Here is a 22665-nt window from a genome sequence, read left to right as displayed (position 1 = left end):
TTCGTCTTAAGGCGTGATATTTTTGAGAATCTTTCCAGTTGTAAAGTCCACATAACTTAAACTGTATTGACCTTCTTTGTCTAAGTACGTCACTTCCCAAAGCAGAACGTTACCTTCTCTTGCCAGATGAACCTCTTTTTGTTTTGAAACCAGCCCTTCATCCTGTATGATTTTCGCCGCTTTGTCTTCCGAGATTCCCTCTTTTGCTTCTTTTGAGAGAATTTTTGCTTTTTTATTAGCAGGAACCCAGACATATAAGGCAGTGCCTTTTTTATCCGTACCCTTGACAACATAATATTTTTCTTTTCCGACAAATGTTTCGACTTGATCAACATTGGCGAGATCGGTTTCTTTTTTAGCTTCAGCAGCTGCTGCTTCGTGCCCCTCTTCCTTTTGTGCCATGGCTGATTTATAAATGCTTGCCGAGACAAGAAGTACTGCTAAAAAAATAATACCAAAAATGGCGGTAAATATTAATGCTTTTTTTCTCATCTTCTCACCTACGTACGATAAATGGTAAAAACGGCTTGGTTTTTGTTTTCTTCATCAAGTGCAAGACCGAACATCAGATTGTCTCTTTTCAGTGTCCGATTCAGTGTGTCCACAATTTTATACAAATCATCAGAATGCTCTACATTAATTGTTGAAAGAATCTCGATTTTACTTTCCATTTTTTCATCCTCCAGTTTGAACAAATATTGTTAGTCATACTCCATTTCAGGACACGCCATACTAGTATCACAGAGCGGGAATAACCGCTTTTAAATAAAACATCATCCTACTCCCACACCGTAAAAGCCGCTTTATGCGGCTTTTATTTATTTTTCCCTGCAACATAAGCTTCAAGCTCGCTGTCAGTCATTTCGAATACTGAGGTTGTCGGCAAGGCATCAAGAAACAGCCGGCCGTATCCAGCGGTTTTAATCCGTCTGTCCAATATCATAATCGTTCCTTTGTCTCCCGCAGTACGCAGCAAGCGTCCGACTCCTTGCCTGAAGGTCAGTACAGCCTCCGGTAATGACACTGTTTGAAATGGATTCTTTCCTTTTTTGCGGGCAAGCTCACATTTTGCAGCATGAAGCGGGTGATCTGGGGATCGGAATGGGAGCCTCACGATCATTACTGTTGTCAGCTCATCACCAGGGAAATCAACGCCTTCCCAAAAATGATTTGTTCCAAGCAGGATCGCCTGATTGGATGTTTTAAAAGTTTTCATCAGTTTGCCGGGACTTCCGCCTGTAATCCCTTGTGCCAAGAGCTGAATGCCGGAAGCACTCATGATATGCTTAAGCTCCTGGTGGACCTTTTTCAGCATCTCATGGGATGTAAACAGCACAAGGATTTTGGGCTGTTTTTCCTTTGCCATCAGTTCGATATAACGAGCCGTATCCTGGATAAATTCAGTTTGTCCTGTATCCTGAATTGACTTCATTTCCTTAGGAATCATCACCTGCATGCGCTCATCATAAGAAAAGGGCGACTCAATTCTCATTGTCCGCGGGAAAAAGTCACTCAGTCCCAGTCGTTCAATCATAAATTGAAAAGAGCCTTCGACTGTAAGGGTTGCTGATGTCAGCACAACACTATTTTTGCGCGCGAAAAACTGATCAGCCAGAAGTTCCCCAGGTTCAAGGGGCTGTGCGTAAATGGCCACTGCATTTTTCGCACCTTTAGCATCAATTTCAATCCAAACCGCTTCATCGTCATCGCACCCAAAGAACAGCTTCTGCAACGTCTGACAGTAATGCTGCAAACCTTTCATGCTTCTTTGGTATTCATCGGCCAAAAAGACAGTTTTGCTCTTCATACCCTTCAGATGTTTTTCTATCAGGGACGACTGTGCCTCAAAAAGCTGCTGCAGGTGTGTCAGCATGGAACAAAGCCTCTCCGCACCATCCGTTAAGATCGACCAGCTTTTATCCTGGCTTTCTTTGTTCACCTTAAAAACTAGACGGTTTAAGTCCTCTTTAGGTTTTCTTCGTTTGACAAAAGAATGAACAGAGCTGAAGAAAGCATCACTTTCTGCTTGAATGTGCTGAAGCCACTCTTCCAATTCGAAAAATGAATCAACCGGCAGGCTGTTTCGCTGGAATAGCTGTCTCATTTTTTTTAGAAGTCCCTGCTCCTTCAGAGTGCCGATCCTGCTCAATTTCGTATGCAATTCTATGTACGTGGCTCTTTTTCCTAAATGTTCACTTGCCGCTCGTTCAAAGTGATGTGCTTCATCAATAATAAATGTGCCGCTTTCGGGGAGCCTTTTTTTCTGGCTGCCTTCATCGGTCAGCAAAAGGGAATGATTGGTGATCACCAAATCGGAACGCATAGCGATCTGTTTGGCCCGCTCGTAAAAGCCGGTCACATGCTCATTGCGGCTTCTTTTATAGGAGTCATCGTCATAAGCCAATCTGTCCCACAGCAACTTTCCGCCTGAAGGCAAATTCAGTTCCGCTACATCCCCTGTATTTGTCTCTGTCAGCCAAACGAGAAGCTGTGCCTTTGTCAATACCGCATCATAATTATCATCTTCTTCATGAAGCACCTGCTCGAATTTATACAGGCATAAATAATGCGATTGCCCTTTTAAAATCGCCGCTGTTACCGGAAATGGAAACAGTTCTTGGACAATCGGCAAATCCTTTGTTAGAATCTGCTGCTGTAAAAGCGTCGAATACGTGCTGATAATGACCGGCTTTTTTGATTTCTTGGCAAAAAGCGCAGCCGGAATAAGATAGCCAATCGTTTTTCCGATTCCCGGAGGAGCTTCAATCAGCGCATGCTCACGATTGGCAAACGCTTCAGCCACCTCTTTCATCATCATCATTTGGCCGTCTCTTTTTTCATACCCGGGCATTAACTCTGACAGCGCTTTTTCATTTTCCGCTTCCCATCGTTCGATCTCAAATGAAAAGTTCCCGTCCTCATTCACACGAACATCGATCGATTCAGGTTCTCTGACAGAAAAGGAAGAAAAGCGTGTATAGCCCGGTATCTCGGTTTGTCTGTTTTCATTAATGAACATATCCAACAAATGCGTCAGATCACTGATGAAATGCTGCGAAAGCCTTCTTAACTGCTTTAATGTCGGATAAGGAAGCTGCCGCAGCTTTTCAAGGATTTCCAAAAAAATAAGCCCTGTCACTTCAGCATCGCTGTCAGCCCGGTGCGGCTGATCATGCCGCAGCTGAAGCTCCTCGCTTAATTCCGTCAGCTTATACCCTTCAAATCCCGGAAAAACAATCCGTGAAAGTTCGACAGTATCCAGCACTTCACAATCTGGGAGCTGAAAACCCGCCTTATGAAGCTCATACTTGACAAATCCAAGGTCAAAATGAATATTGTGAGCGACAAAATAAGCGCCCTCAAGCAATTGGAATACTTCTTCAGCGACTGCTTCAAATGGCTGTTCATTCTCTACCATTTGACTAGAGATTCCAGTAAGCTGCTCAATAAAAGCAGGGATTGGTTTATTTGGATTAATGTATTTTGAAAACCGCTCAGTAATTTGTCCATTTTCAATTACAACCGCTGCGATTTGTATGATTTTATCGCCTTTCTTCGGCGAATTCCCTGTTGTCTCTACGTCTATTACAACGAACCGTTGCTTATTCATTAAAATGGACACCTCAATTCTTGCATACGACAAAAGTGTAACACGTTTTGTACGGAAATGGAGCGGCAAAACCGTTTTACTCTCAAAATCTTAAAAGAAAACCCCCGATAAAGGGGGCTTTTCTTCTACAAAATTGTACGGGCTGGTTCGTTCCCCAGCATTTGTTCAATTTTGTTTTGATCATTGAGAACAGCCACTTTTGGCTCGTGGCTTTCCGCTTCTTGATCAGACATCATTTTGTAGGAAATAATAATAACCTTATCTCCTTCCTGCACAAGGCGTGCGGCTGCACCGTTTAAGCATATGACGCCGCTTCCCCGTTTACCAGGAATAATATACGTTTCAAGACGTGCTCCATTATTATTATTCACAATTTGCACTTTTTCATTAGGAAGCATTCCCACCGCATCAATGAGATCTTCATCAATTGTAATGCTTCCCACATAGTTCAGGTTTGCTTCCGTAACAGTTGCCCTGTGAAGCTTGCCGCTCATCATTGTTCGATACATATTATATTCTCTCCATTTCTCGAATATCAATAATGATATTATCTATTAAACGCGCTTTTGAAAAAGCAACTGCAACAGCGAGAATCATCTTTCCGGCAATTTCATTCACAGGTTCGAGTTCCGGATAGGAATAAAGCTCTATATAATCTATCGCTCCGCTTGTCGTTTCAATGATTTCTTTTGCAGCTTTTATCACCGCTTCCGGGTCTCTTTCACCGGCTTGGATCAGCTCCGCACTGGTTTGCAGGGCCCGATACAGCTTAGGCGCTTCCTTTCTTTCCTCAGCTGTTAAGTATACATTGCGGGAGCTTTTGGCTAAGCCGTCTTCCTCTCTCACCGTATCGACAGCAACCAATTCAATATCCATGAAAAAGTCGCTGATTAAGCCATCAACAACAGCTACCTGCTGCGCATCCTTTAAACCGAAATAGGCACGGGTCGGCTGAACAAGATTGAACAGCTTCGTCAGTACGATCGCAACACCGTCAAAATGTCCCTCTCTTGAGCGCCCACATAACACGTCTGTGCGTCTTTCTACATGAATCGTGACATTCTTTTCACCGGGATACATATCATGAGCATCCGGCGTAAAAAGAATATCGACTCCCGCGTTTTCCGCAAGAGCTGCATCCCGCTCAATATCGCGTGGATATGCTTCAAAATCTTCATTAGGGCCGAATTGTGCAGGATTGACAAAAATACTCATAATAACAGTGTCGTTTTCTTGTCTAGCTTTGTCTGCTAAGGTTAAATGCCCCTCATGCAGAAACCCCATCGTCGGAACAAATCCGATTGACCTGCCCTCCGATTGGTATTGTTTTATCGCTTCTTTCAGCTGTGAAATATCAGTAATCTGTCTCATTTTATTTTCCCCCGTACAAGCCGTTCAGAACTGTCTGGTTCATTTGAAAGGAATGCTTTTGTTCAGGGAAAGCACGATGTCGTACATCCTGAACATATCCGCTGATTGCTGTATCGATGGTTTCATCAATGCGCGTATATTGCTTTACGAATTTAGGTGTTCTCTCAACACCGTGGCCGATTATATCATGATAAACGAGAACTTGTCCGTCCGCTTTCACACCAGCCCCGATTCCGATGACCGGGATGCTTAGCGTCTCGGCAATTTTGGCTGTTAGTTCCGCCGGTACACATTCCAGCACAAGCATCATAGCTCCTGCCTCTTCGCATTTTATACTGTCTTCTATTAATTTTTTGGCGCTTTGTTCATCTTTGCCCTGTACTTTATATCCACCCAATACGCCGACTGACTGCGGAGTTAAACCTAAGTGGCTCACCACTGGAATGCCTCCAAGCGTTAATGCGCGAATGGATTCAAACACGCCTTCTCCGCCCTCAAGCTTTAGTGCGTCTGCTCCGCTTTCCTGAACGATAGCCGCTGCATTTTTCAGCGTATCTTCCTTGGAAAGGTGATAAGACATAAACGGCATATCTGTCACAATAAAGGTATTCGGCGCACCCCTTTTAACGGCTTTTGTATGATGAATCATGTCCGCTACTGTCACACCGACAGTTGAATCAAGGCCGAGAACGACCATTCCGAGTGAATCACCGACTAAAATCATGTCAACTCCCGCTTGTTCAGCAAGTTTAGCTGCCGGATAATCATAAGCGGTCAGCATGACGATCGGTTCTTCAGACTCCTTCATTTTTAGAAAATCCAGTTTTGTTTTCATGTTTTCTCCTCCTCATGTTTAGAGGAGATGAGCTGCCGTTTTCTTCTGCAAGCCAAAAAACCTTCCGTTACAACGAGAAGGATCCTTCACTTTCTAAAGTTCGGCGAGTTTCATCCCTCTGTCCCAGTCCTTTTTTGGATCAAGGCAGACTGCTGCAATGTCTATCTATTTTAATAATAGGTGCAGTTCGCAGGCGATACTGCCCAATGGAAGTATACCAAAATCAACGGGCTTGTACCAACACATTAGCCCAATTCAATATCGGCAGAATAGATTTTTTTCATGCCTTCATTCGTTTCTAAAAGCAGAACGCCTTCATCATCTATACCTAACGCCTTCCCGTAAAAGGTTCCGTTTAACGTTCTTGCTCTCATATTAGCGCCAATTCCGAGCGCATAGCTTTCCCATAAAAGCTTAATCGGCGTAAATCCGTGTGTCATATAATCCCGGTACCGTTTCTCAAAGCAAAGTAAAATTTGCTGGATGACGCCAGCCCGATCGACTTTTTCTCCAGCGGCTTGGCTGAGGCTTGTCGCGATGTCCTTCAATTCATCTGGAAAATCATCGGGCTGCTGGTTAACGTTAATGCCGATTCCAATGATCACTGAACGTACGCGGTCTTCTTCAGCCTGCATTTCTGTTAGGATGCCGACTGTTTTTTTTCCGTTAATTAAAATATCATTAGGCCATTTAATATCCGTTTGGATGCCTGCCGCCTCTTCTATTCCCTGCACAACAGCTACTGCAGCAAGCAGTGTGAGCTGGGGTGTTTTTTGGAGCGGGATGTCTGGCCGCAAAATCAGGCTCATCCAAATGCCGTTTCCTTCTTGAGAATGCCATACCCTAGACATTCGGCCCCTTCCGGCTGTTTGTTTGTCAGCCACCACGAGGGTGCCTTCCGGTGCATTATTATTCGCAAGCTCATGAGCCGTTTTTTGGGTGCTTGAAAGAACGTCATGATAAATAAGATGCTGCCCCATCATGTCCGTTTTTAATCCAAAGCGAATTTCACTTTCACTGAGTTTCCCGGGCTTTTTGATGAGCCGATATCCTTTTCTTCTTACGGCTTCTACTTCATAGCCCTCTTTTCGAAGCTCTTCAATATGCTTCCATACAGCAGTTCTAGAACAGCCGAGTGCATCACTGATTTTTTGGCCGGAAATAAATTCTTTGCCGGCCTGAGCAAATAATTCAATAAGGTCTTTTCTTAATGTTGACCGCATGTCTTCAGCCACTCCTCTATGTGTTTCTTTTGATTGGAGAGCTTTCCTGTCACAACAGCCTGCTCGATCCTCTGTAATTCTTCCGACACCCATTTTCCGGCCGGCCGGTTTCGAAGCGCAAGCAAATCCTTACCTGTGATATCAAGATCCTTAAGGCTTTTGATCGGCAGGTTTTGATAAGCGTATTGAATGTCCTTCAGTTTTTTTTCATCCAGTGTTTTGTTTTGCCGCAGCTGCGATATTTTGGCCGCTGAGAGCAGTGATTTTTCCCCAGCTCTGTACATTGACATTGCGTCAAGGCTCTGGCCAAACGTATCGGCAATGTGAATGGCTTCCTTCATCACTTTTCCCGGGAGCTTCCAGGCTGTCAGGAAAAGGGGCGCGTCTTTCAAGACGATGTCGAGGTCAATTAAAAGAGCTGCCCAAAGCTCCTCACGTGATGTTAAAGAGAAGAATGGAAACTCACTCGCTGAAATCAGGTTTTCTCGTTTATGATACAAACCAGGCAGCTCTTCATACAGCCTCGTTTGAATAAGCGTTTGAAGCGCCTGGCGGGAAGCTCTTCCCTGCAGCAATTTCTCGAACTCTATTGTTTTTCGTTCGACTGAAACATGGGAGAGGAGAGATTTTTCTATCGAAATGGCTTTTTCTGTTTCCGGTGAAAGCGTAAAGCCAAGCTGGCTCATAAAGCGGACGGCTCTCAGCATACGAAGCGCATCTTCTTGAAATCTGTCCTCGGGCTTTCCAACGGTTCGAATCACTTTCTGATCAATATCTTTCCTTCCGCCAAAATAATCAAGCACCTTCCCGTCCGCTGTCATGGCCATCGCATTGATCGTCAAATCTCTGCGTTTTAAATCCTCTTCTAATGATGAGATAAATTGCACTTCTGACGGTCTTCTGTAATCCACGTAATCAGACTCAGTCCGGAATGTCGTGACTTCATAGGTTTCATCTTCCCAGAGCACAATGATGGTCCCGTGCTCTTTGCCTACATCAACAGTCCGCTGAAACAGCCGTTCTACTTGATCAGGTGCCGCATCTGTCGCGATATCGACATCTCCGATCGTTCGTTTCATATAACTGTCACGAACTGCGCCCCCGACAAAATAAGCTTGATGGCCCGCTTCGATTAAGGTGCGGAGCACGGGAAGTGCTTTGACAAAAACTTTTTCCATGTGATCACTCCGGTTCTGCTAAATCGGCATAAATCTGTTCATACTGACTGACAATTTTCTTGGAGGAAAATTCATTTTCAAGCATCTCTATTGCCGCCTTTGTAAAACGACTGCTTAGCTGTTCATCTTCTAAAATGCTAATCGCGCGGGCTGTTGCGCCTGCAACATCACCGACATCCACCAAAAATCCGCTCACATTGTTTTTAATAACCTCCGGGATACCGCCAATGTTCGTTCCGATACAAGGCACCCCGCAAGCCATCGCTTCCAGAAGGACAAGGCCAAAACTTTCTTTTTCAGACAGCAGCAGCTTCAAATCGCTAATAGAATAAAGTTCTTCAACACGGTCTTGATTACCAAGCATTAAGACTTGGTCTTCCAAGCCATATTTTCTGATAAGCTCGCAGGCTGTCGATTTTTCCGGACCGTCTCCGACTAAAAGCAGCTTCGCTTTCGTTTTACCGGCGATATTACGGAACACACGAATGACATCCTGCACGCGTTTGACCTTTCTGAAGTTGGACACATGGATGACGACTTTTTCATCTGGTAAGATTCCATGTTTCTCTTTAATTGTTGTTGTGTTTTTCTTCAGATACACGCGCTCGTCTATAAAGTTATAAATCGTTTCGATTTTTTTCTCCGGTTTAATTAAATCATATGTTTCAGCTGCAAGCGCTGAAGAGACGGCAGTTACCCTGTCTGATGACTCGATGGCAAAACGGATCAGATCTTTTAGAGACGGGTCATAACCTAATACCGTGATATCCGTGCCGTGCAAAGTTGTGACGATGCCGATATTGCGTTTCAGCATCTGTTTTGCAAGATAGGCGCAAACAGCATGCGGGAGAGCATAGTGAGCATGGATAATGTCTAAATTCTCCCGCTCCGCCACCTCAGCGATTTTGCTTGCCAATGTCAAATCATACGGAGGATACTTGAAAACAGCATATTGATTAACCTCAACTTCATGAAAATGAATATTGGGATGATATGTATTCAGTCTAAACGGAATGCTTGATGTGATGAAATGGATTTCATGTCCCTTTTCAGCAAGCTGCTTCCCCAGTTCTGTCGCAATGATACCTGAGCCTCCGACGCTCGGATAGCATGTGATCCCTATTTTTAGTTTTTTCATTGTTCGCCCCCAAGAACATCATGATCTAGCATCAGCATCCGTTTGGAAAAGAAACCTTCGGCATACTCCACGCCCGCTTCTTTACCGTAAAGCTTTTCTCTCGCTTCGACGATCTCGATATAACCATTCGTCAGTGGAGTAGAAACTGAATCCTTTGACGGGATAAACTGGCTTTTATAGGCATTGAGGCTTTGTTTTTTTGCCTCTATTGTATCCGAGATATCAATGACAAAATCCGGCTGATGAAAACCATTTATCATATAATAGTAAACCTTGCTGACTTTATGCGCCGGAAGGTTTTTTTCGTCTTTATATTTATGGATTCCAGCGGAAAAAATTGCTTCTTCCACCAGTGCAGCCGCATTGCCGTGATCCGGATGGCGATCCTTTTTATACGGCATAAAAACCGCTTTTGGCCGGTTGGTTCTGATCACTGTAACAATCGACCGAATTGCCTGATCGCTCATCATTAGGCCGCGGTCCGGAAGCGTCAGCTGAATTCTTTTATCTGCGCCTAATATGCGTGCTGCTTCAGCTGCTTCTTCTCTACGCAAACTGACCGTACCGTTAGAAGAGAGTTCCGCTTCTGTCAAATCGCATATCATTACTTTTTTTCCCTGTTTGACAAACTTCGCTATTGTGCCACCCATTCCGATCTCGACATCATCACTGTGGGCGCCGAAAGCAAGAACGTCAGCATTATACATTCGGCTCTTCTCCCCGAAGAAGGTCGCGGAATTCGAAAACACCTTCATCAAGTGTCCGGACAAGAATTTCCGCAGTACCCATATTTGTGGCGAGCGGAATGGAATACACATCACACAACCGAATTAATGCCGAGACATCCGGTTCATGCGGCTGGGCGGTCAGCGGGTCGCGCAAAAAAATGACAAGATCGAGTGCATTAGCTGCGATCAGTGCTCCGATTTGCTGGTCTCCCCCTAGAGGACCGGATTGAAAACGTTCAATTTGAAGGCCTGTCGCCTCTTGAATTTTCAACCCTGTGGTTCCGGTCGCGTACAGATCATGATGCTTCAAAATATCCCGATAGGCAGTCGTAAATTGAACCATATCCTGTTTTTTCTTGTCATGCGCGATTAAAGCAATTTTCATCGTTTCTCCCCCCGTCTAATCAATGATATTTTCTAGTCCGTACACAAGCTGATCAATCTTCATGACTTGTTCGACTGACAGCTTAACGCCTGACATGAAAGAAGCGCGATTATAAGAATCGTGTCGGATCTGAAGCGTTTGGCCATCCATGCCGAACATGACCTCTTGATGTGCGATCAGCCCTGGAAGACGGACGCTGTGCAAGCGAATACCGTTTTGCTCCGCTCCTCTAGCTCCTGGGAGAATTTCTTTTTCATCTGGATGTCCTTGCTGCTTTTCTTTACGGACTTCTGAAATCATTTCCGCTGTTTTAAGCGCAGTTCCGCTTGGTGCGTCAAGCTTCTGGTCATGATGAAGCTCAATAATCTCTACATCTTCAAAATAGTTGGCAGCCATTTTTGAAAATTTCATCATCAGCACCGCGCCCAGCGCAAAGTTTGGAGCAATGATGGCTCCGATCCCCTTTTCTTCTGTTAAGGACGTGAGCTCTTTTAAATCAGCTTCTGAGAAACCGGTTGTTCCGACAACTGGACGGACGCCGTGCTCTAATGCGATTTTTGTATGTACTTTTCCGATTTCAGGCGTTGTTAAATCAATCAAGACATCCGGTTGTGTTTCTGTAAAGCAGGCATGGATATCTGTGTAAATTAAAGCATCTGACTCAACAGGCATCACATCAGATAATTTTTGCTGATCGTATGTATGGTCTATAGCACCGACAAGGTCAAAATGAGGGGTTCGTTCTGCCAATTTAACAGCTTCCTGCCCCATTCTTCCACGCGGCCCTGCAATGACTACTTTAATTGTTTCGTTTGACATCTTGATCTCCTCTACTTTCCTTCTTCTTTTCTGGTCCAGCGATCTTTATCTCTTGTATTAAATTTATGCATGACTCGGTCGTGGGCTTCCTCTAAAGAGATATCAAGAGAGTTGGCTAAACAAACCAATACAAATAGCACATCGCCCATTTCCTCTTCCATGCTTTTATCGTCTTCAGTCGCTTTTTTTGGTTTTTCTCCGTAGCGGTGATTGACTTCTCTGGCAAGTTCGCCCAGTTCTTCAGTCAGCCTTGCCACCATGGCTAGCGGGCTGAAATATCCTTCTTTAAACTGGCCGATGTAACGGTCTACTTCAGCCTGTATGTCTTTCATTGTTTTATCACTCACTGAAACGAAACCTCCTATCATCCTCTTACATGTTAGCTAATTCAGATACGTTTGACAAATGTTTAAGCACGTTTGCTGTTTTCTTTTTCATCCACTATAATATAAACGCTATCTAATGGAAGGAAAAGGGGTTTTGTGTGATGCTTGGAGAAATTAGATTAAAAAACATATTTTTCATTTTAATCGGAGCGGCAATTTTTTCATTTGGCTTGGTTCATTTCAATATGCAAAACAATCTGGCTGAGGGCGGTTTTACAGGTATTACACTTTTGCTTTATGCTCTTTTCCACATCAGCCCCTCTATCTCGAACCTAGTGTTAAACATTCCGATTTTTTTTATTGGCTGGCGTTTGCTCGGCAGGACAATGTTTGTTTATACCCTTGTCGGCACTGTGGCCTTGTCTTTGTTCCTCAGCATCTTTCAGCGATATGAAATCCATATGCCCCTTCAGCACGACTTAGCGCTCGCCGCTTTATTTGCCGGCGTATTCATTGGAGCCGGACTGGGAATTATTTTCAAGTTCGGCGGTACGACAGGCGGTGTTGATATCATCGCACGTTTAGTGAATAAGTATTTTGGAATCCCGATGGGCAGAACGATGTTTGCTTTCGATGCCTGCGTCATCATTTTGTCTTTGCTTACTTATCTCTCCTATAAAGAAGCGATGTATACGCTGGTAGCTGTATTTGTAGCGGCAAGATTAATCGATTTTATTCAGGAAGGCGGCTACGCTGCTAAAGGCGCTACGATCATCTCTTCGAAAAACGACCTGATTCAGAAAAAGATCCTTGAAGAAATGGAACGGGGCGTCACTATTTTGAAAGGACAAGGTTCCTACACAAAAGAGGATATAGATGTACTTTATTGTGTGGTGCCGAAAAACGAATTGGTGATGCTGAAAAGCGTGATTAACTCCATTGACCCTCATGCCTTTGTAGCGGTAAGCGATGTCCACGATGTGCTCGGAGAAGGATTTACGCTTGATGAAAATAAAAATCCGCTTCCACGCTGACATGTAATAGAAAAAAGGCGGCTGACGCCGCCCCTCATCCTTATTTAGGGTAGTCCCGTTTTTTCAGCTTGTTTTTTTCCGCCTTGTACTTTCTGTAGCCGACATAGGTGAGAGCTGTAATGATGATACTGCCGGTTGTAATCATCACCCAGAGTAAAGACGGATCGGCATCATCCTCCTCCGCCCTGTCAAACAAATTTTTCAGGTCATGCTGAAGAAGGGAAAGCCGTTCAAGCTTCGTGCTCTCTGTCATTTGTTGAAATTCCCCTTGTTCAATCACATCTATATGTTTTCCGACTGTTTCCAGCTTTTCCTCTGATACATCGATTGTAAGACTTGGGTAAATCAAATCATATAAACTGATAAATTCATTCCATTTTTCATGGAAGCTAGTGCCTTCATTCTTTTGGACATCTCGCTTCAGCTCAGTAAAGGCTTCCATAATCGGTTTTTCCAGTGAACCCCAAAGTGGGTCAGACCGGTTGTCAACCGCATCCATCAGCATTCTGAACTGCGCGGCTGCTCTGAGTTTTTGCGTGTCTGATGTATCAGCCTGCTTTAAACTTCGAACCATATCATTATAGCCCAGTGTGATTTGACGGATTTGGGCTCCTGTTAGCATGGAGTCTTGCTGTTTTTTCTCAGCGGATTTTAATGTTTTTTCAAAATAACCCAGGACTTGCAGCGCCTCTTCATATTTCGACTGACGGGTCATTTGAAAGACCGTATCGGATAAATCATTCAATTCCTCGAGGCTTCCCCGCTCTGCAGCCTTGGCATTTCCATTATAAAAAATAAGAGCAATCAACAAACAGATCGTCAGCTTTCGTTTCATGCAGGTCCCTCCCACTCTCTCTCCTTACAGAATATGAAGAAAGGGACAAGGATAGACCAACATTGTCTTTACATCAGCTTAAGCTTCGTTTGCTTTTTCGAGATCACAAGGAAGTAAGCAAGCCCGATTGAAAAGATGCTTAGCCAAAATGTTCCGTACCCTATTTCAGTCATATAATTAGAAAGCATAGAGTACTGCGGCATCATATCAAACAAGTAGTCAATGACATCGTTATGCAGTGTCCAGACTGCAGCAATTGCAAGATGCCAAAATGAAAAACGAAAATACGGACTGTATAATACGCCTTGCACTGCCATTGCAAAATGCGAAGCAATTAGCATGTAGCCCTCCCAAGGCAAGTCACCAGTTACTGCAAGCACAAGAAAATTCATAGCGACCGCCCATAGGCCATACTTTACGAGAGTAACTAGCGCAAGCGCTTCAAAGAGCGGAGCATTCCGTTTCATGATAAAGGCAAGCAGCACAAACAGAAAGAAAAACGTTGCTGTCGGACTATCTGGAACAAAAACCAGGAAACGGGCCGGTGTCTCCAGGAGCTGCGGCAAGTACCAATAGTAGCCGTAAACCGTTCCCAGAAAATTAATGGCTAAGACAAGAAAAAGCATCGGCCTCTGTCCTAATACATATTGAAACCATTTCACATCAATCAACTCTCAGTCTGTAAAAATAATGTGTCCATATAAAAAAGCTGACGCCAGGTCAGCTTTTGATATTAAAAGTATATCCTTCCATTTGACAATTCACAATACGTTATTTTGCGGTTGTTTCAGAAATAAATTTCGCAAGTTCTTCGAGCTGCTTATCATTTCCTTTGAACACACCCGCCGGCATTTTGCCTTTCCCTTCTACAGCGATCTTTTTGATTTCTTCCGGTTTCAGTCCGCTGTCAACCAATGAAGGTCCAGCCGCTCCTCCCTGAAGGTTATCTCCATGGCAAGAAATACAGCCTTGTTCCTTAAAAATCTTATATCCTTCTGTATTGGTGTCAATGTCGGCCTCTTTTGTGATTTTCCCCTGTTCCTCTGCCTTGGCCCAGTCATGAGTAGCAACTGACTGCCACGTCAAAAATACAGCAGCGGAAATGGCCAGAAGCATCATACCGACAGCGACCGGACGCTTCCACGGCCTTCTTTCTGCCCCTCTGTCTAAGAATGGAGCCAAAAGCAGGGCTCCAAAAGCGAGACCTGGCATAATCATGGCGCCGACCACTGTAAAGCTTCCGGCGGCGTATTCATACTTCAACAGCTGGTATAAGAAAAGAAAATACCAATCCGGCAGCGGAATATAACCAGTATCAGTCGGGTCAGCCATCCGCTCTAAAGGCGGCTGATGCACAATCGTCAAAACAAGAAAACCGATGAGAAAGACAGCTCCAACCATCCATTCCTTTAACAAGAAATTTGGCCAGAAAGCCTCTGTTTTACCGGGATACTCCGAATAATCCTTCGGTATATTCGGCTTTTTTTCAGCCGGTATCCTTGAGTCGCCTACAAATTTCATCCCTTTGCCCCGGTGCATGTCATTCCCTCCCTTTTATTCGCAGATCAAGAGTTTAAAGCGGTCCTGAAATCCCCTGCTTCCGGATCATAATAAAATGTGCAGCCATCAGCCCGAACAATGCGGCAGGAAGAAAGAATACATGGATCGCAAAAAACCTAGTCAGCGTTTGGGCGCCTACAATATCCGGATGCCCTGCAAGGAGCGTTTTAACTTGCGTCCCGATCAAAGGTGTGGCTTCGGCGATCTGCAGCCCGACTTTTGTTGCAAACAGTGCCTTCATATCCCAAGGAAGCAAGTAGCCTGTAAAACCAAGACCGAGCATGACAAAAAAGATCAGCACACCGACAATCCAGTTCAGCTCGCGCGGCTTTTTGTACGCGCCTTGGAAAAAGACCCTCAGCGTATGTAAAAACATCATCACAATGACCAAGCTCGCACCCCAATGGTGCATCCCCCTGACAATCTGGCCGAATGCCACTTCATTTTGCAAATAATATACCGATTCCCAGGCATTTTTGATATCAGGCACATAATACATCGTTAAAAACATTCCAGATAATACTTGGATAACGGTTACAAAAAACGTCAGTCCCCCAAAGCAATACACAAACGCAGAGAAATGATGGGCGGGATTCACATGTTCCGGTACTTCGTGATCGGCAATATCCCTCCACATCGGTGTAATATCAAGCCGCTCGTCTACCCAGTCATAAATTTTGTTCAGCATGTCACCCTTCCCCCTTAGGCTTTGCTTTTCCAAGATACAGGAAGCCGTCTTTTACTTCTTGCTCGTAATGATCAAGAGGCGAAAGCGGCGGCGTGCCAGGGACATTGGTGCCGTCCTTTTCATAGAGTCCGTAATGGCATGGACAAAAGAATTTATTCGGGTTTTTAGGATCACTATTCCAGTTCACCGTACACCCTAAATGTTTACAAATTGGCGAAAGTGCTACAATTTCATCCCCGTTTTTGAAGACCCAGGCTGATCTTGACTCTTCGGACTCATACCAGGCATCGACTTGATTAATTTTGAAATCAAAGCGCTGCGGCTCTTTTGTCAACTCATCAACACTGACAACCTGAACCATGTCCTGCTTCCCTGTCGATTTTAATACCGGGTCGAGTGCAAAGCGAACCATAGGCATGAGCATACTAGCCGCCATAAAACCTCCTACGCCTGTGAGCGTATAATTCAAAAATTGACGTCTGGATATATCATGTTTTCCGCCCATCTCTTCTCCCCCCTCTAGGTCACCCCTGCAAACTGACTAAAATAGAAAATATTGCAATAACTCTAGACACCCTCATAATATATGAATCTCTCAGCAAGGTCAATATAGCCAAAATATTGTTTATGAGGAAATGTAAGTGTTTTTATGAAGTGCTCCATAACTGTAACAAAACGTTCAAAATTTCAGCAGTGCGTTCATCCAATATTTTTCTTTTTAAAGAGTCATTTAAATGCTCTAATGGAACAGACGGTGTAACAATCATTTTGCCTAACGTATCCTCAGTTCTCCAATTTTCGTCAGATGTGAGCAGGACAACATGCGGAAATTCCGTTAGCAGCTCTTCCCGCAAATCCTTAAGCCCTTGAACGGTTATGTCATTTCTATCAACATATGTATAAGGAGGCAGTAAATATACCCGTCCCTTTAACTGCCTTTCCAATTCCTCTGAGAGAAGCTGTGTAAACTCGCCTTTCTCCGCCGCCATTTTAAAATGGTTATCCACCTTTATGTTAATTAATGGAATGACAGCGGTATCAATGTAATCCTTAGCTTGTAAATAGTCCTTGGCATCAGTGATTCTCCACCTCATTGTTCTCCCCCTTTACGGCAACAAGCCTTGCAATACGCTGCAAGGCTGGTCATATTATGTGAGCTGATTCAATTGGCGCGATAATTGTTCAAATGCTTCTTTATCATGACGATCTAACGCGTCGTCAATGTCTTTTAATAATTTTTCTCTTTGGAATGTGGAAATGGCGTGCTCCAAAATCTGTTCCGCCAACCCCTGGTCTTTTTTATTCTCAAAAAGATCTTTCGGCATATGCGGATTGGACTCCAGCACCGCCGCATACTCAGGTGAGCTGTAGGCCGAACGGAAATTAAGCTGGATAAACAAATCCTGCTGTTTATTTAATCTAATATCATGAAAAGATTTTTCCGCGTCGGTAGTCATGACATTCTCTTTATAGAACCGAAACGGAACTTCTTCAACACAATGTGTTGACATTATAATGCCTCTCGGGCAAAATTCAGCCTGCTCCACAAAATGAACCTTCTCCATGAGAGAATCATGGCTCATTAAGTAGTTCAAGATCCAAACGCACTCTCGGCGCTTTAACTGATAATGGTTTAAAAACCAACGGATAAAATCCTTTTTCTCATTGACAGAAACAGGGGTCTGCATGTAATTCCCTCCTCTATCGTTCGTATAATCTATATACTTATATGTTCCACATGAACGGTTAATATTCCTGCTTATCTCGAAAATTCATCCTCGATTCGCAAAATCGTTTCTTCCAGCTCTTCATTGGCTCCGTCCATTTCAAGAACCTTTTTCAAAAGCGGCAGCGCTTCTTTTTGAAGGCCTTCTTCTAATAGGAAGCTTGCGTATTCATATAAGAAATCTCTATCCTCCCGGTAATGAAGATAGGCAGCCTCAAAGGATTGTTTTGCTTCCTCGTATTGCTCTAATTCAGTATATGCGCTTGCAAGATACCAATTGTATTTCGGATCTTCTTCACCGTAGCTGCGAACCTCTTGAATAAGATCAATGATCTGTTCATAATCCTCTTCTTTATGATACACGGCAAGAAGTGTATGAAGCGCTTCGACGAATCCCGGATCAAGCGCAAGCGCCTCCTGAAGCAGCTTTTTCCCCTCTTCTGACTTCCCGATTTTCAGGGCCATTTTAGCGGCATAAAGGAAAAGTTCTTTGTTATATTCATCAAATCTGATACCCTCTTTTGCCGTTTTTAATGCCTCTTCATACATTCCTTCAGCTTCATAGCTTTTTGAGAGCGGCATATACAGTGAAGAATAAGATGGATCAAGCTCCTTTAAATCAGACAGCTGCTTAATAGCCGTTTTTACAAGCCCCGCATGTAAGGCTGTAAACCCATAGCCGAAAATCGTATTAGGATCAGGACTCTCATCAACAGCTTTCTCGTACCATGGAATGGCATCCTCAAATTCACCTGAGGCACTTAACGATTCTGCCAGTCTTTGATGGACATTAACGCCTCCGATCTCACTCTTCTCCTCAGCCGTTGTTTTAAAATATTGAACCGCTTTTGCATAGGCTCCCTGAGTAAAGTAAAGTTCCCCCAGTGCAAAATCAATAACGGGTTCATTGGCCAGAATGGACTTTGCCTGTAAAAGCTTTTGTTCACTGACTTCGAATAATCCCTGCATCTGATAAAGATCCGCCATAAGCAGCAAACTTTCCGGATATGATGGATCTGTTTCCGGAATAGTCTCCAGCACAGCAAGAGCTTTTTCTTCTTCGTCAATATCTATTAAAAGTTCAGCGTAGAAATTCGTCAGTTCTGTTTCATTTGGGTATAAATCATGTAAATCACTAATCAGTGAAATGGCTTTTTCTACATCGCCCCACTCGTAATAAAGCTGGGCTGCAATCGCTTTATCTTCATCATGCAGCTGTTTTTCGGCTTTCGAGAGCGTATTGAGACCTTTTTCTGTTTCACCTGCTTCAACTAATTTTATGGCTTCTTGAATTAATGTATTCAAATCGGACCGGTCCTTTCTTTTCCTATACAACATCAACCATACAAAAAAGCTTTATTTGTTCGGGTTAATCTTATCATAATTCAGACGAATGCCCCCGGCAAATAAGATGCTTGCTGTACGGAAGGGAATTATTGAGTCTTATTAGTTTACCAAAAGATCTTGAGATAGAAAATGAAAAAAAGGAAGATCGCCCTCTGTACAGTAAAGCAGCTCTTTGACCTGCCGGCTTGTCAGTAAAGCGCATCCCCCCTTTTCGTTTTTCTTTCCTCTCTATAAGACAAGCTATGTTTTTTTGCCTCGAGTTATGATTCTTCCAGTCAATCTGCATAAAAAATCCTGAAGTAAAACTTCAGGATTTTTTGGAAAGCTTATTTAAATGTTCGAAGAAGGTTGGATAAGAAACGTGAATGGCATCCGTGTGCTCGATGTCAATCGGCTCCTCTGTTATACAGGAAGCAATACCAAGCATCATTCCGATTCGATGATCTCCGTGGCTGGACACTGCTGCGCCGCCTTTCAGCGTTTGTTTGCCATAAACCTTCATTCCATCTGCTGTCGGTTCAATTTCAGCACCTAGCTTGCGAAGTTCAGAAACAACAGTGTCAATGCGGTTTGTTTCTTTCACTTTAAGCTCTGCCGCGTCCTTAATCACGGTCGTTCCTTCCGCCTGAGTCGCAAGAAGCGCGATGATAGGGATTTCATCAATTAAACGCGGAATGATATCTCCTCCGATTTCAACTGCTTTGAGAGAGGACGTTTCTATAATCAAATCTCCATAAGGCTCTGCACTGCTGTCAGCAGATGGTTTGATTTCAAGTTTTGCCCCCATGTTTTGAAGGACGTCAATAATACCTGTCCGAGTCGGATTTAACCCAACGTTTTTCAATACAATTCTGCTGTTTGGAATCATCGCGCCAGCAGCAAGGAAAAACGCGGCTGAAGAAATGTCTCCAGGAACAAAAATATCAGCAGCTGTCAGTTTCTGGCCTCCATCAATGGAAACACTTGTTTGATCTTCAGAAAGCTTAACGCCAAAAGCAGAGAGCATCCGCTCAGTGTGGTCGCGGGATTTATGGGGCTCTGTGACAGTTGTTGTGCCCGCAGCCTGTAATCCGGCCAGCAAAACAGCAGATTTAATTTGCGCGCTTGCGACAGGTGATACATAATCAATGCCTTTTAATGAGGCGCCGCTCACTGACAGCGGTGTAAATTCTCCACCGGCTCTGCCGTCGATTTTAGCCCCCATTTTTTTCAAAGGCTCAGTAACACGCTTCATTGGACGCTTCGCAATGCTCTCATCTCCTGCTACCGCGCTGTAAAAAGGACGACCCGCCAATATTCCGAGTATCAGGCGAATTGTTGTACCTGAATTTCCGACATCTAAAAGGCACTCTGGCTCTTCCAGGGCATCGATTCCTTTTCCGTGAATCACGACATCGCTGCCGCTTTGCTCAATTTGAACACCCATTTTTCTAAAACAATCGATTGTGCTCAGACAATCTGCTCCCGGCAGAAAGTTTTTAACTGTTGTTGTGCCTGTCGCTAACGCGCCAAACATAACAGAGCGGTGAGAAATGGATTTATCACCGGGAATATGTATTTCTCCGTGTAAAGCCTGCACCTTTTCTAGTTTCATTTTTTTCCACCTCAATCAGCATAAAAAGTTTCATATTCCGCCCGGGCTTCAATGCATTGTTCTGCCCGTTTGCGGTCGTCATCAGACTGAAAACTGATCCTTAAAATCCCGTTAATATCCTCTCGTGTTTCAATAATGCGGATATTCGTGATGCTGATGCGCTCCGCAGCTAAGATCGCCGTTATCTCGGATATCACACCCGGATGATCGGGAACATCCACGTATAAATCATAAAATGCCGGTATCGCTCCCTTCTGCCGAAGCGGCAGCCCGTCGCGATAATCCTTAGCTGTTTTAAAATAACGAAATAGATTTTCTGCATCTTCTTGTTCTACATATGTACGGATCTTGTCAATTTCACGAATCCACTCATCAAAACGATCCAAAATTTTATCTTTATTATGTAGTAGAATATCCCGCCACATGGCCGGGCTGCTCGATGCAATCCTTGTAATATCTCTGAACCCGCCGGCAGCAAAACGCTTAACTAGCGGATAAAGGTCTTCCGAATGATGAGTTTGGTGAACAAGGCTTGCTGCGACAATATGCGGAAAATGACTAATAACACTCGTGACGCCATCATGTTCCTCTGGTGACATTTCCACAAAATGGGCATTCGTCCCCTTCAGCAGGTTTTTCAATTGTCTTACCGCTCGTCTATCCGTTTTCTGGCCTGGTGTTAAAATATAAAATGCATTTTCAAATAGGAATTCTTTCGCAGCGGCCACCCCTGATTTATGTGAACCCGCCATCGGATGCCCTCCGACAAATTGGTAGCGGCTAGGCAGCACTTGATCAGCATAATCAACCACTTTTTGCTTTGTGCTTCCCACATCCGTAATCAAAAGCTCGTGTTCAATTCCTGAATGAGCCAGCTCTTCAAGCATAACCAGCGTTTGTTCGACTGGTGTCGCAATGATGACTGTAGACGACTCTTTCGCACCGCTGATAAACGAATCAGCACGATCGTCTATCACACCTAACTTTAATGCGGCAACCGCCTGTTCATCAGAGATGTCGATTCCGATAATCCGTTTGCCGGGATGATTTTTTTTGATCGCTAGCGCAATCGAACCGCCTATCAATCCGAGACCGGCGAGCAATATTGTATCTTTCTTTTGATTCATACGTCATCACCTGGTTTATAGACTAAAGAGGTGACATTTGATCACCTCTTATAAAATTTCAGCTAAAATGGCAAGTATTTCTTCGTTTTGCTCTTTTGTTCCGATCGTAATCCGGAGTGATGTCGGGAAACCTAACGCATTTCCTGACCGGACGATATAGCCTTTTTCCAGCAGAGCCTGAAACAGTTCATCAGCAGGGCGTTTAAAGTCCATTAACACAAAATTTGTCTGTGAAGGGTAGCACTTTAAACCATGAGTCTTCGCAAAATCATAATACTGCTGAAGGCCTGCATTATTTTGCTCGACACAGGAAGCAATAAACGCTTGATCATCAAGTGCTGCGATCGCCGCAGCCTGGCCCAGACGGCTCGTATTAAACGGCTCTCTCGCCGGCTCAATCTGGCGAATCAGGTTCTCGTCAGCAATTCCGTATCCGACTCTAAGTGCAGCCAGACCATATGCTTTTGAAAATGTGCGCAAAATCATCAAATTGGAATACTTGCTTAAGAGCGGCACGGTTTCCGGGTAATCCTCGGCTGTTACATATTCATAATATGCTTCGTCAAGGACGACAAGGACACGTGAAGGAACGCGCTCCAGAAATGCGAGTAATTCTCCTTCAGATGTATAAGTGCCAGTCGGATTATTCGGGCTGCATATCCAAACGACTTGTGTCTGTTCGTCGATCGCTTCTAACATGGCGTCTAGATCATGTGAGCCGTCAGGACGAAGTGCGATTTCACGTACTTCAGCACCTTCAATGACCGCATTATGTTTATATTGCGGAAAAGTGGGGGCAGCAGTAACCGTGTTTGTTTTATCGTTTAAAAATGCCCGACAGATGATTTGAATGATTTCATCAGAACCGTTGCCGAAAATAAGTGATGTTTCGCTGACATTGAGGTGCTTACTGAGCCTTGTCCGCAAAGCGGCGCTATACCCGTCTGGGTAAAGGGCAAGCTGTTGAATCTCATGATGAAGCGCCTCTTTTGCAGCCTCCGAACAGCCGTACGGATTCTCGTTTGAAGCAAGCTTCACAACTTTATCCAAGCCATATTCTGATTTCACTGCTTCGATCGGCTTACCGGGCTGATAAGGCTTCAGCTGTTTTAAATGTTCTTTGATACGCAAATCAGTCACC

At 44.1% G+C, this 22665-nt stretch carries 25 protein-coding genes; 1 reads left to right on the top strand and 24 read right to left on the bottom strand.

Annotation, left to right across the window (positions count from 1 at the left end; all coding sequences use genetic code 11):
* Positions 1 to 6 precede the first annotated feature (6 nt).
* From tseB to NZD81_RS04560, 13 genes are all read right to left on the bottom strand, one after another.
* The gene (gene tseB / locus NZD81_RS04620) at positions 7 to 492 is read right to left on the bottom strand and encodes a cell wall elongation/penicillin-binding protein regulator TseB (protein WP_040082796.1); all 486 of its coding nucleotides are present in this window, start codon (positions 490 to 492) and stop codon (positions 7 to 9) included.
* Between the two features lie 8 nt (positions 493 to 500).
* Positions 501 to 671 (bottom strand): YpmA family protein, encoded by a 171-nt coding sequence (locus NZD81_RS04615; RefSeq protein WP_003225588.1) that lies wholly within the window; start codon positions 669 to 671, stop codon positions 501 to 503.
* A 143-nt stretch (positions 672 to 814) separates the two neighbouring features.
* The gene (gene dinG, locus NZD81_RS04610) at positions 815 to 3610 is read right to left on the bottom strand and encodes an ATP-dependent DNA helicase DinG (protein ID WP_069149775.1); all 2796 of its coding nucleotides are present in this window, start codon (positions 3608 to 3610) and stop codon (positions 815 to 817) included.
* A 125-nt stretch (positions 3611 to 3735) separates the two neighbouring features.
* The gene (gene panD / locus NZD81_RS04605) at positions 3736 to 4119 is read right to left on the bottom strand and encodes an aspartate 1-decarboxylase (protein ID WP_014664383.1); all 384 of its coding nucleotides are present in this window, start codon (positions 4117 to 4119) and stop codon (positions 3736 to 3738) included.
* 1 nt (position 4120) lies between these two features.
* A complete protein-coding gene (gene panC / locus NZD81_RS04600) occupies positions 4121 to 4981 on the bottom strand; it encodes a pantoate--beta-alanine ligase (RefSeq protein ID WP_014664384.1) in 861 nt (286 codons plus the stop codon).
* Between the two features lies 1 nt (position 4982).
* The gene (gene panB, locus NZD81_RS04595; protein ID WP_136654144.1) at positions 4983 to 5816 is read right to left on the bottom strand and encodes a 3-methyl-2-oxobutanoate hydroxymethyltransferase; all 834 of its coding nucleotides are present in this window, start codon (positions 5814 to 5816) and stop codon (positions 4983 to 4985) included.
* A 245-nt stretch (positions 5817 to 6061) separates the two neighbouring features.
* A complete protein-coding gene (locus tag NZD81_RS04590; RefSeq protein ID WP_103032260.1) occupies positions 6062 to 7039 on the bottom strand; it encodes a biotin--[acetyl-CoA-carboxylase] ligase in 978 nt (325 codons plus the stop codon).
* Positions 7024 to 8217, bottom strand: a complete 1194-nt coding sequence (locus NZD81_RS04585) for a CCA tRNA nucleotidyltransferase (protein ID WP_148343687.1) — start codon at positions 8215 to 8217, stop codon at positions 7024 to 7026. Before NZD81_RS04585 ends, NZD81_RS04590 begins: the two co-directional genes overlap by 16 nt.
* A 4-nt stretch (positions 8218 to 8221) precedes the next feature.
* Positions 8222 to 9355 carry an N-acetyl-alpha-D-glucosaminyl L-malate synthase BshA gene (bshA, locus tag NZD81_RS04580; RefSeq protein WP_282372480.1) on the bottom strand — a complete coding sequence of 378 codons (1134 nt, stop codon included), beginning with the start codon at positions 9353 to 9355 and terminating at the stop codon, positions 8222 to 8224.
* Positions 9352 to 10062: a bacillithiol biosynthesis deacetylase BshB1 gene (bshB1, locus tag NZD81_RS04575; protein WP_282372482.1), complete on the bottom strand. Its 711-nt coding sequence runs from the start codon at positions 10060 to 10062 to the stop codon at positions 9352 to 9354. Before bshB1 ends, bshA begins: the two co-directional genes overlap by 4 nt.
* Entirely contained in the window at positions 10055 to 10468 is a 414-nt protein-coding gene (gene mgsA / locus NZD81_RS04570) for a methylglyoxal synthase (RefSeq protein ID WP_014664390.1), read from the bottom strand. The genes bshB1 and mgsA overlap by 8 nt, the downstream gene beginning before the upstream one ends.
* A gap of 15 nt (positions 10469 to 10483) precedes the next feature.
* Entirely contained in the window at positions 10484 to 11287 is an 804-nt protein-coding gene (gene dapB / locus NZD81_RS04565) for a 4-hydroxy-tetrahydrodipicolinate reductase (protein ID WP_014664391.1), read from the bottom strand.
* Between the two features lie 11 nt (positions 11288 to 11298).
* The gene (locus tag NZD81_RS04560; RefSeq protein ID WP_014664392.1) at positions 11299 to 11634 is read right to left on the bottom strand and encodes a nucleotide pyrophosphohydrolase; all 336 of its coding nucleotides are present in this window, start codon (positions 11632 to 11634) and stop codon (positions 11299 to 11301) included.
* A gap of 140 nt (positions 11635 to 11774) precedes the next feature.
* Between NZD81_RS04560 and NZD81_RS04555 the strand changes: the two genes are divergently transcribed.
* Positions 11775 to 12647: a YitT family protein gene (locus tag NZD81_RS04555; protein ID WP_003230635.1), complete on the top strand. Its 873-nt coding sequence runs from the start codon at positions 11775 to 11777 to the stop codon at positions 12645 to 12647.
* Positions 12648 to 12687: 40 nt separating this feature from the next.
* Here NZD81_RS04555 and ypjB read toward each other — a convergent pair whose 3' ends face one another.
* The 11 genes from ypjB to hisC form a co-directional block, all read right to left on the bottom strand.
* Positions 12688 to 13482: a sporulation protein YpjB gene (gene ypjB / locus NZD81_RS04550; protein ID WP_014664393.1), complete on the bottom strand. Its 795-nt coding sequence runs from the start codon at positions 13480 to 13482 to the stop codon at positions 12688 to 12690.
* A 68-nt stretch (positions 13483 to 13550) separates the two neighbouring features.
* Positions 13551 to 14144, bottom strand: a complete 594-nt coding sequence (gene lhaT, locus NZD81_RS04545) for a lipoprotein heptaprenylglyceryl N-acetyltransferase LhaT (RefSeq protein WP_041521364.1) — start codon at positions 14142 to 14144, stop codon at positions 13551 to 13553.
* Between the two features lie 109 nt (positions 14145 to 14253).
* Entirely contained in the window at positions 14254 to 15021 is a 768-nt protein-coding gene (locus tag NZD81_RS04540) for a menaquinol-cytochrome c reductase cytochrome b/c subunit (RefSeq protein WP_014664395.1), read from the bottom strand.
* Between the two features lie 34 nt (positions 15022 to 15055).
* Positions 15056 to 15730 carry a menaquinol-cytochrome c reductase cytochrome b subunit gene (qcrB, locus tag NZD81_RS04535; RefSeq protein WP_003225560.1) on the bottom strand — a complete coding sequence of 225 codons (675 nt, stop codon included), beginning with the start codon at positions 15728 to 15730 and terminating at the stop codon, positions 15056 to 15058.
* Position 15731: 1 nt separating this feature from the next.
* Positions 15732 to 16235 (bottom strand): Rieske (2Fe-2S) protein, encoded by a 504-nt coding sequence (locus tag NZD81_RS04530; RefSeq protein ID WP_004398062.1) that lies wholly within the window; start codon positions 16233 to 16235, stop codon positions 15732 to 15734.
* A 142-nt stretch (positions 16236 to 16377) separates the two neighbouring features.
* Positions 16378 to 16824 (bottom strand): YpiF family protein, encoded by a 447-nt coding sequence (locus tag NZD81_RS04525; RefSeq protein ID WP_014664396.1) that lies wholly within the window; start codon positions 16822 to 16824, stop codon positions 16378 to 16380.
* 54 nt (positions 16825 to 16878) lie between these two features.
* Positions 16879 to 17418 (bottom strand): ReoY family proteolytic degradation factor, encoded by a 540-nt coding sequence (locus NZD81_RS04520; protein ID WP_014664397.1) that lies wholly within the window; start codon positions 17416 to 17418, stop codon positions 16879 to 16881.
* Positions 17419 to 17489: 71 nt separating this feature from the next.
* Positions 17490 to 18761, bottom strand: coding sequence for a tetratricopeptide repeat protein (locus tag NZD81_RS04515; RefSeq protein WP_282372490.1), 1272 nt, complete (start codon positions 18759 to 18761; stop codon positions 17490 to 17492).
* Positions 18762 to 19110: 349 nt separating this feature from the next.
* Positions 19111 to 20397, bottom strand: a complete 1287-nt coding sequence (aroA, locus tag NZD81_RS04510) for a 3-phosphoshikimate 1-carboxyvinyltransferase (protein WP_282372491.1) — start codon at positions 20395 to 20397, stop codon at positions 19111 to 19113.
* An 11-nt stretch (positions 20398 to 20408) separates the two neighbouring features.
* On the bottom strand, positions 20409 to 21524 hold the full coding sequence (locus NZD81_RS04505) for a prephenate dehydrogenase (protein WP_282372492.1): 1116 nt from the start codon (positions 21522 to 21524) through the stop codon (positions 20409 to 20411).
* 48 nt (positions 21525 to 21572) lie between these two features.
* Positions 21573 to 22655: a histidinol-phosphate transaminase gene (gene hisC, locus NZD81_RS04500; protein ID WP_040082777.1), complete on the bottom strand. Its 1083-nt coding sequence runs from the start codon at positions 22653 to 22655 to the stop codon at positions 21573 to 21575.
* Between the last annotated feature and the right edge of the window lie 10 nt (positions 22656 to 22665).

The sequence above is a fragment of the Bacillus sp. B.PNR1 genome, from assembly GCF_030386235.1.
GTDB classification, from domain to species: Bacteria; Bacillota; Bacilli; order Bacillales; family Bacillaceae; genus Bacillus; species Bacillus stercoris.
This window is presented reverse-complemented; position numbering and strand designations above follow the sequence as displayed.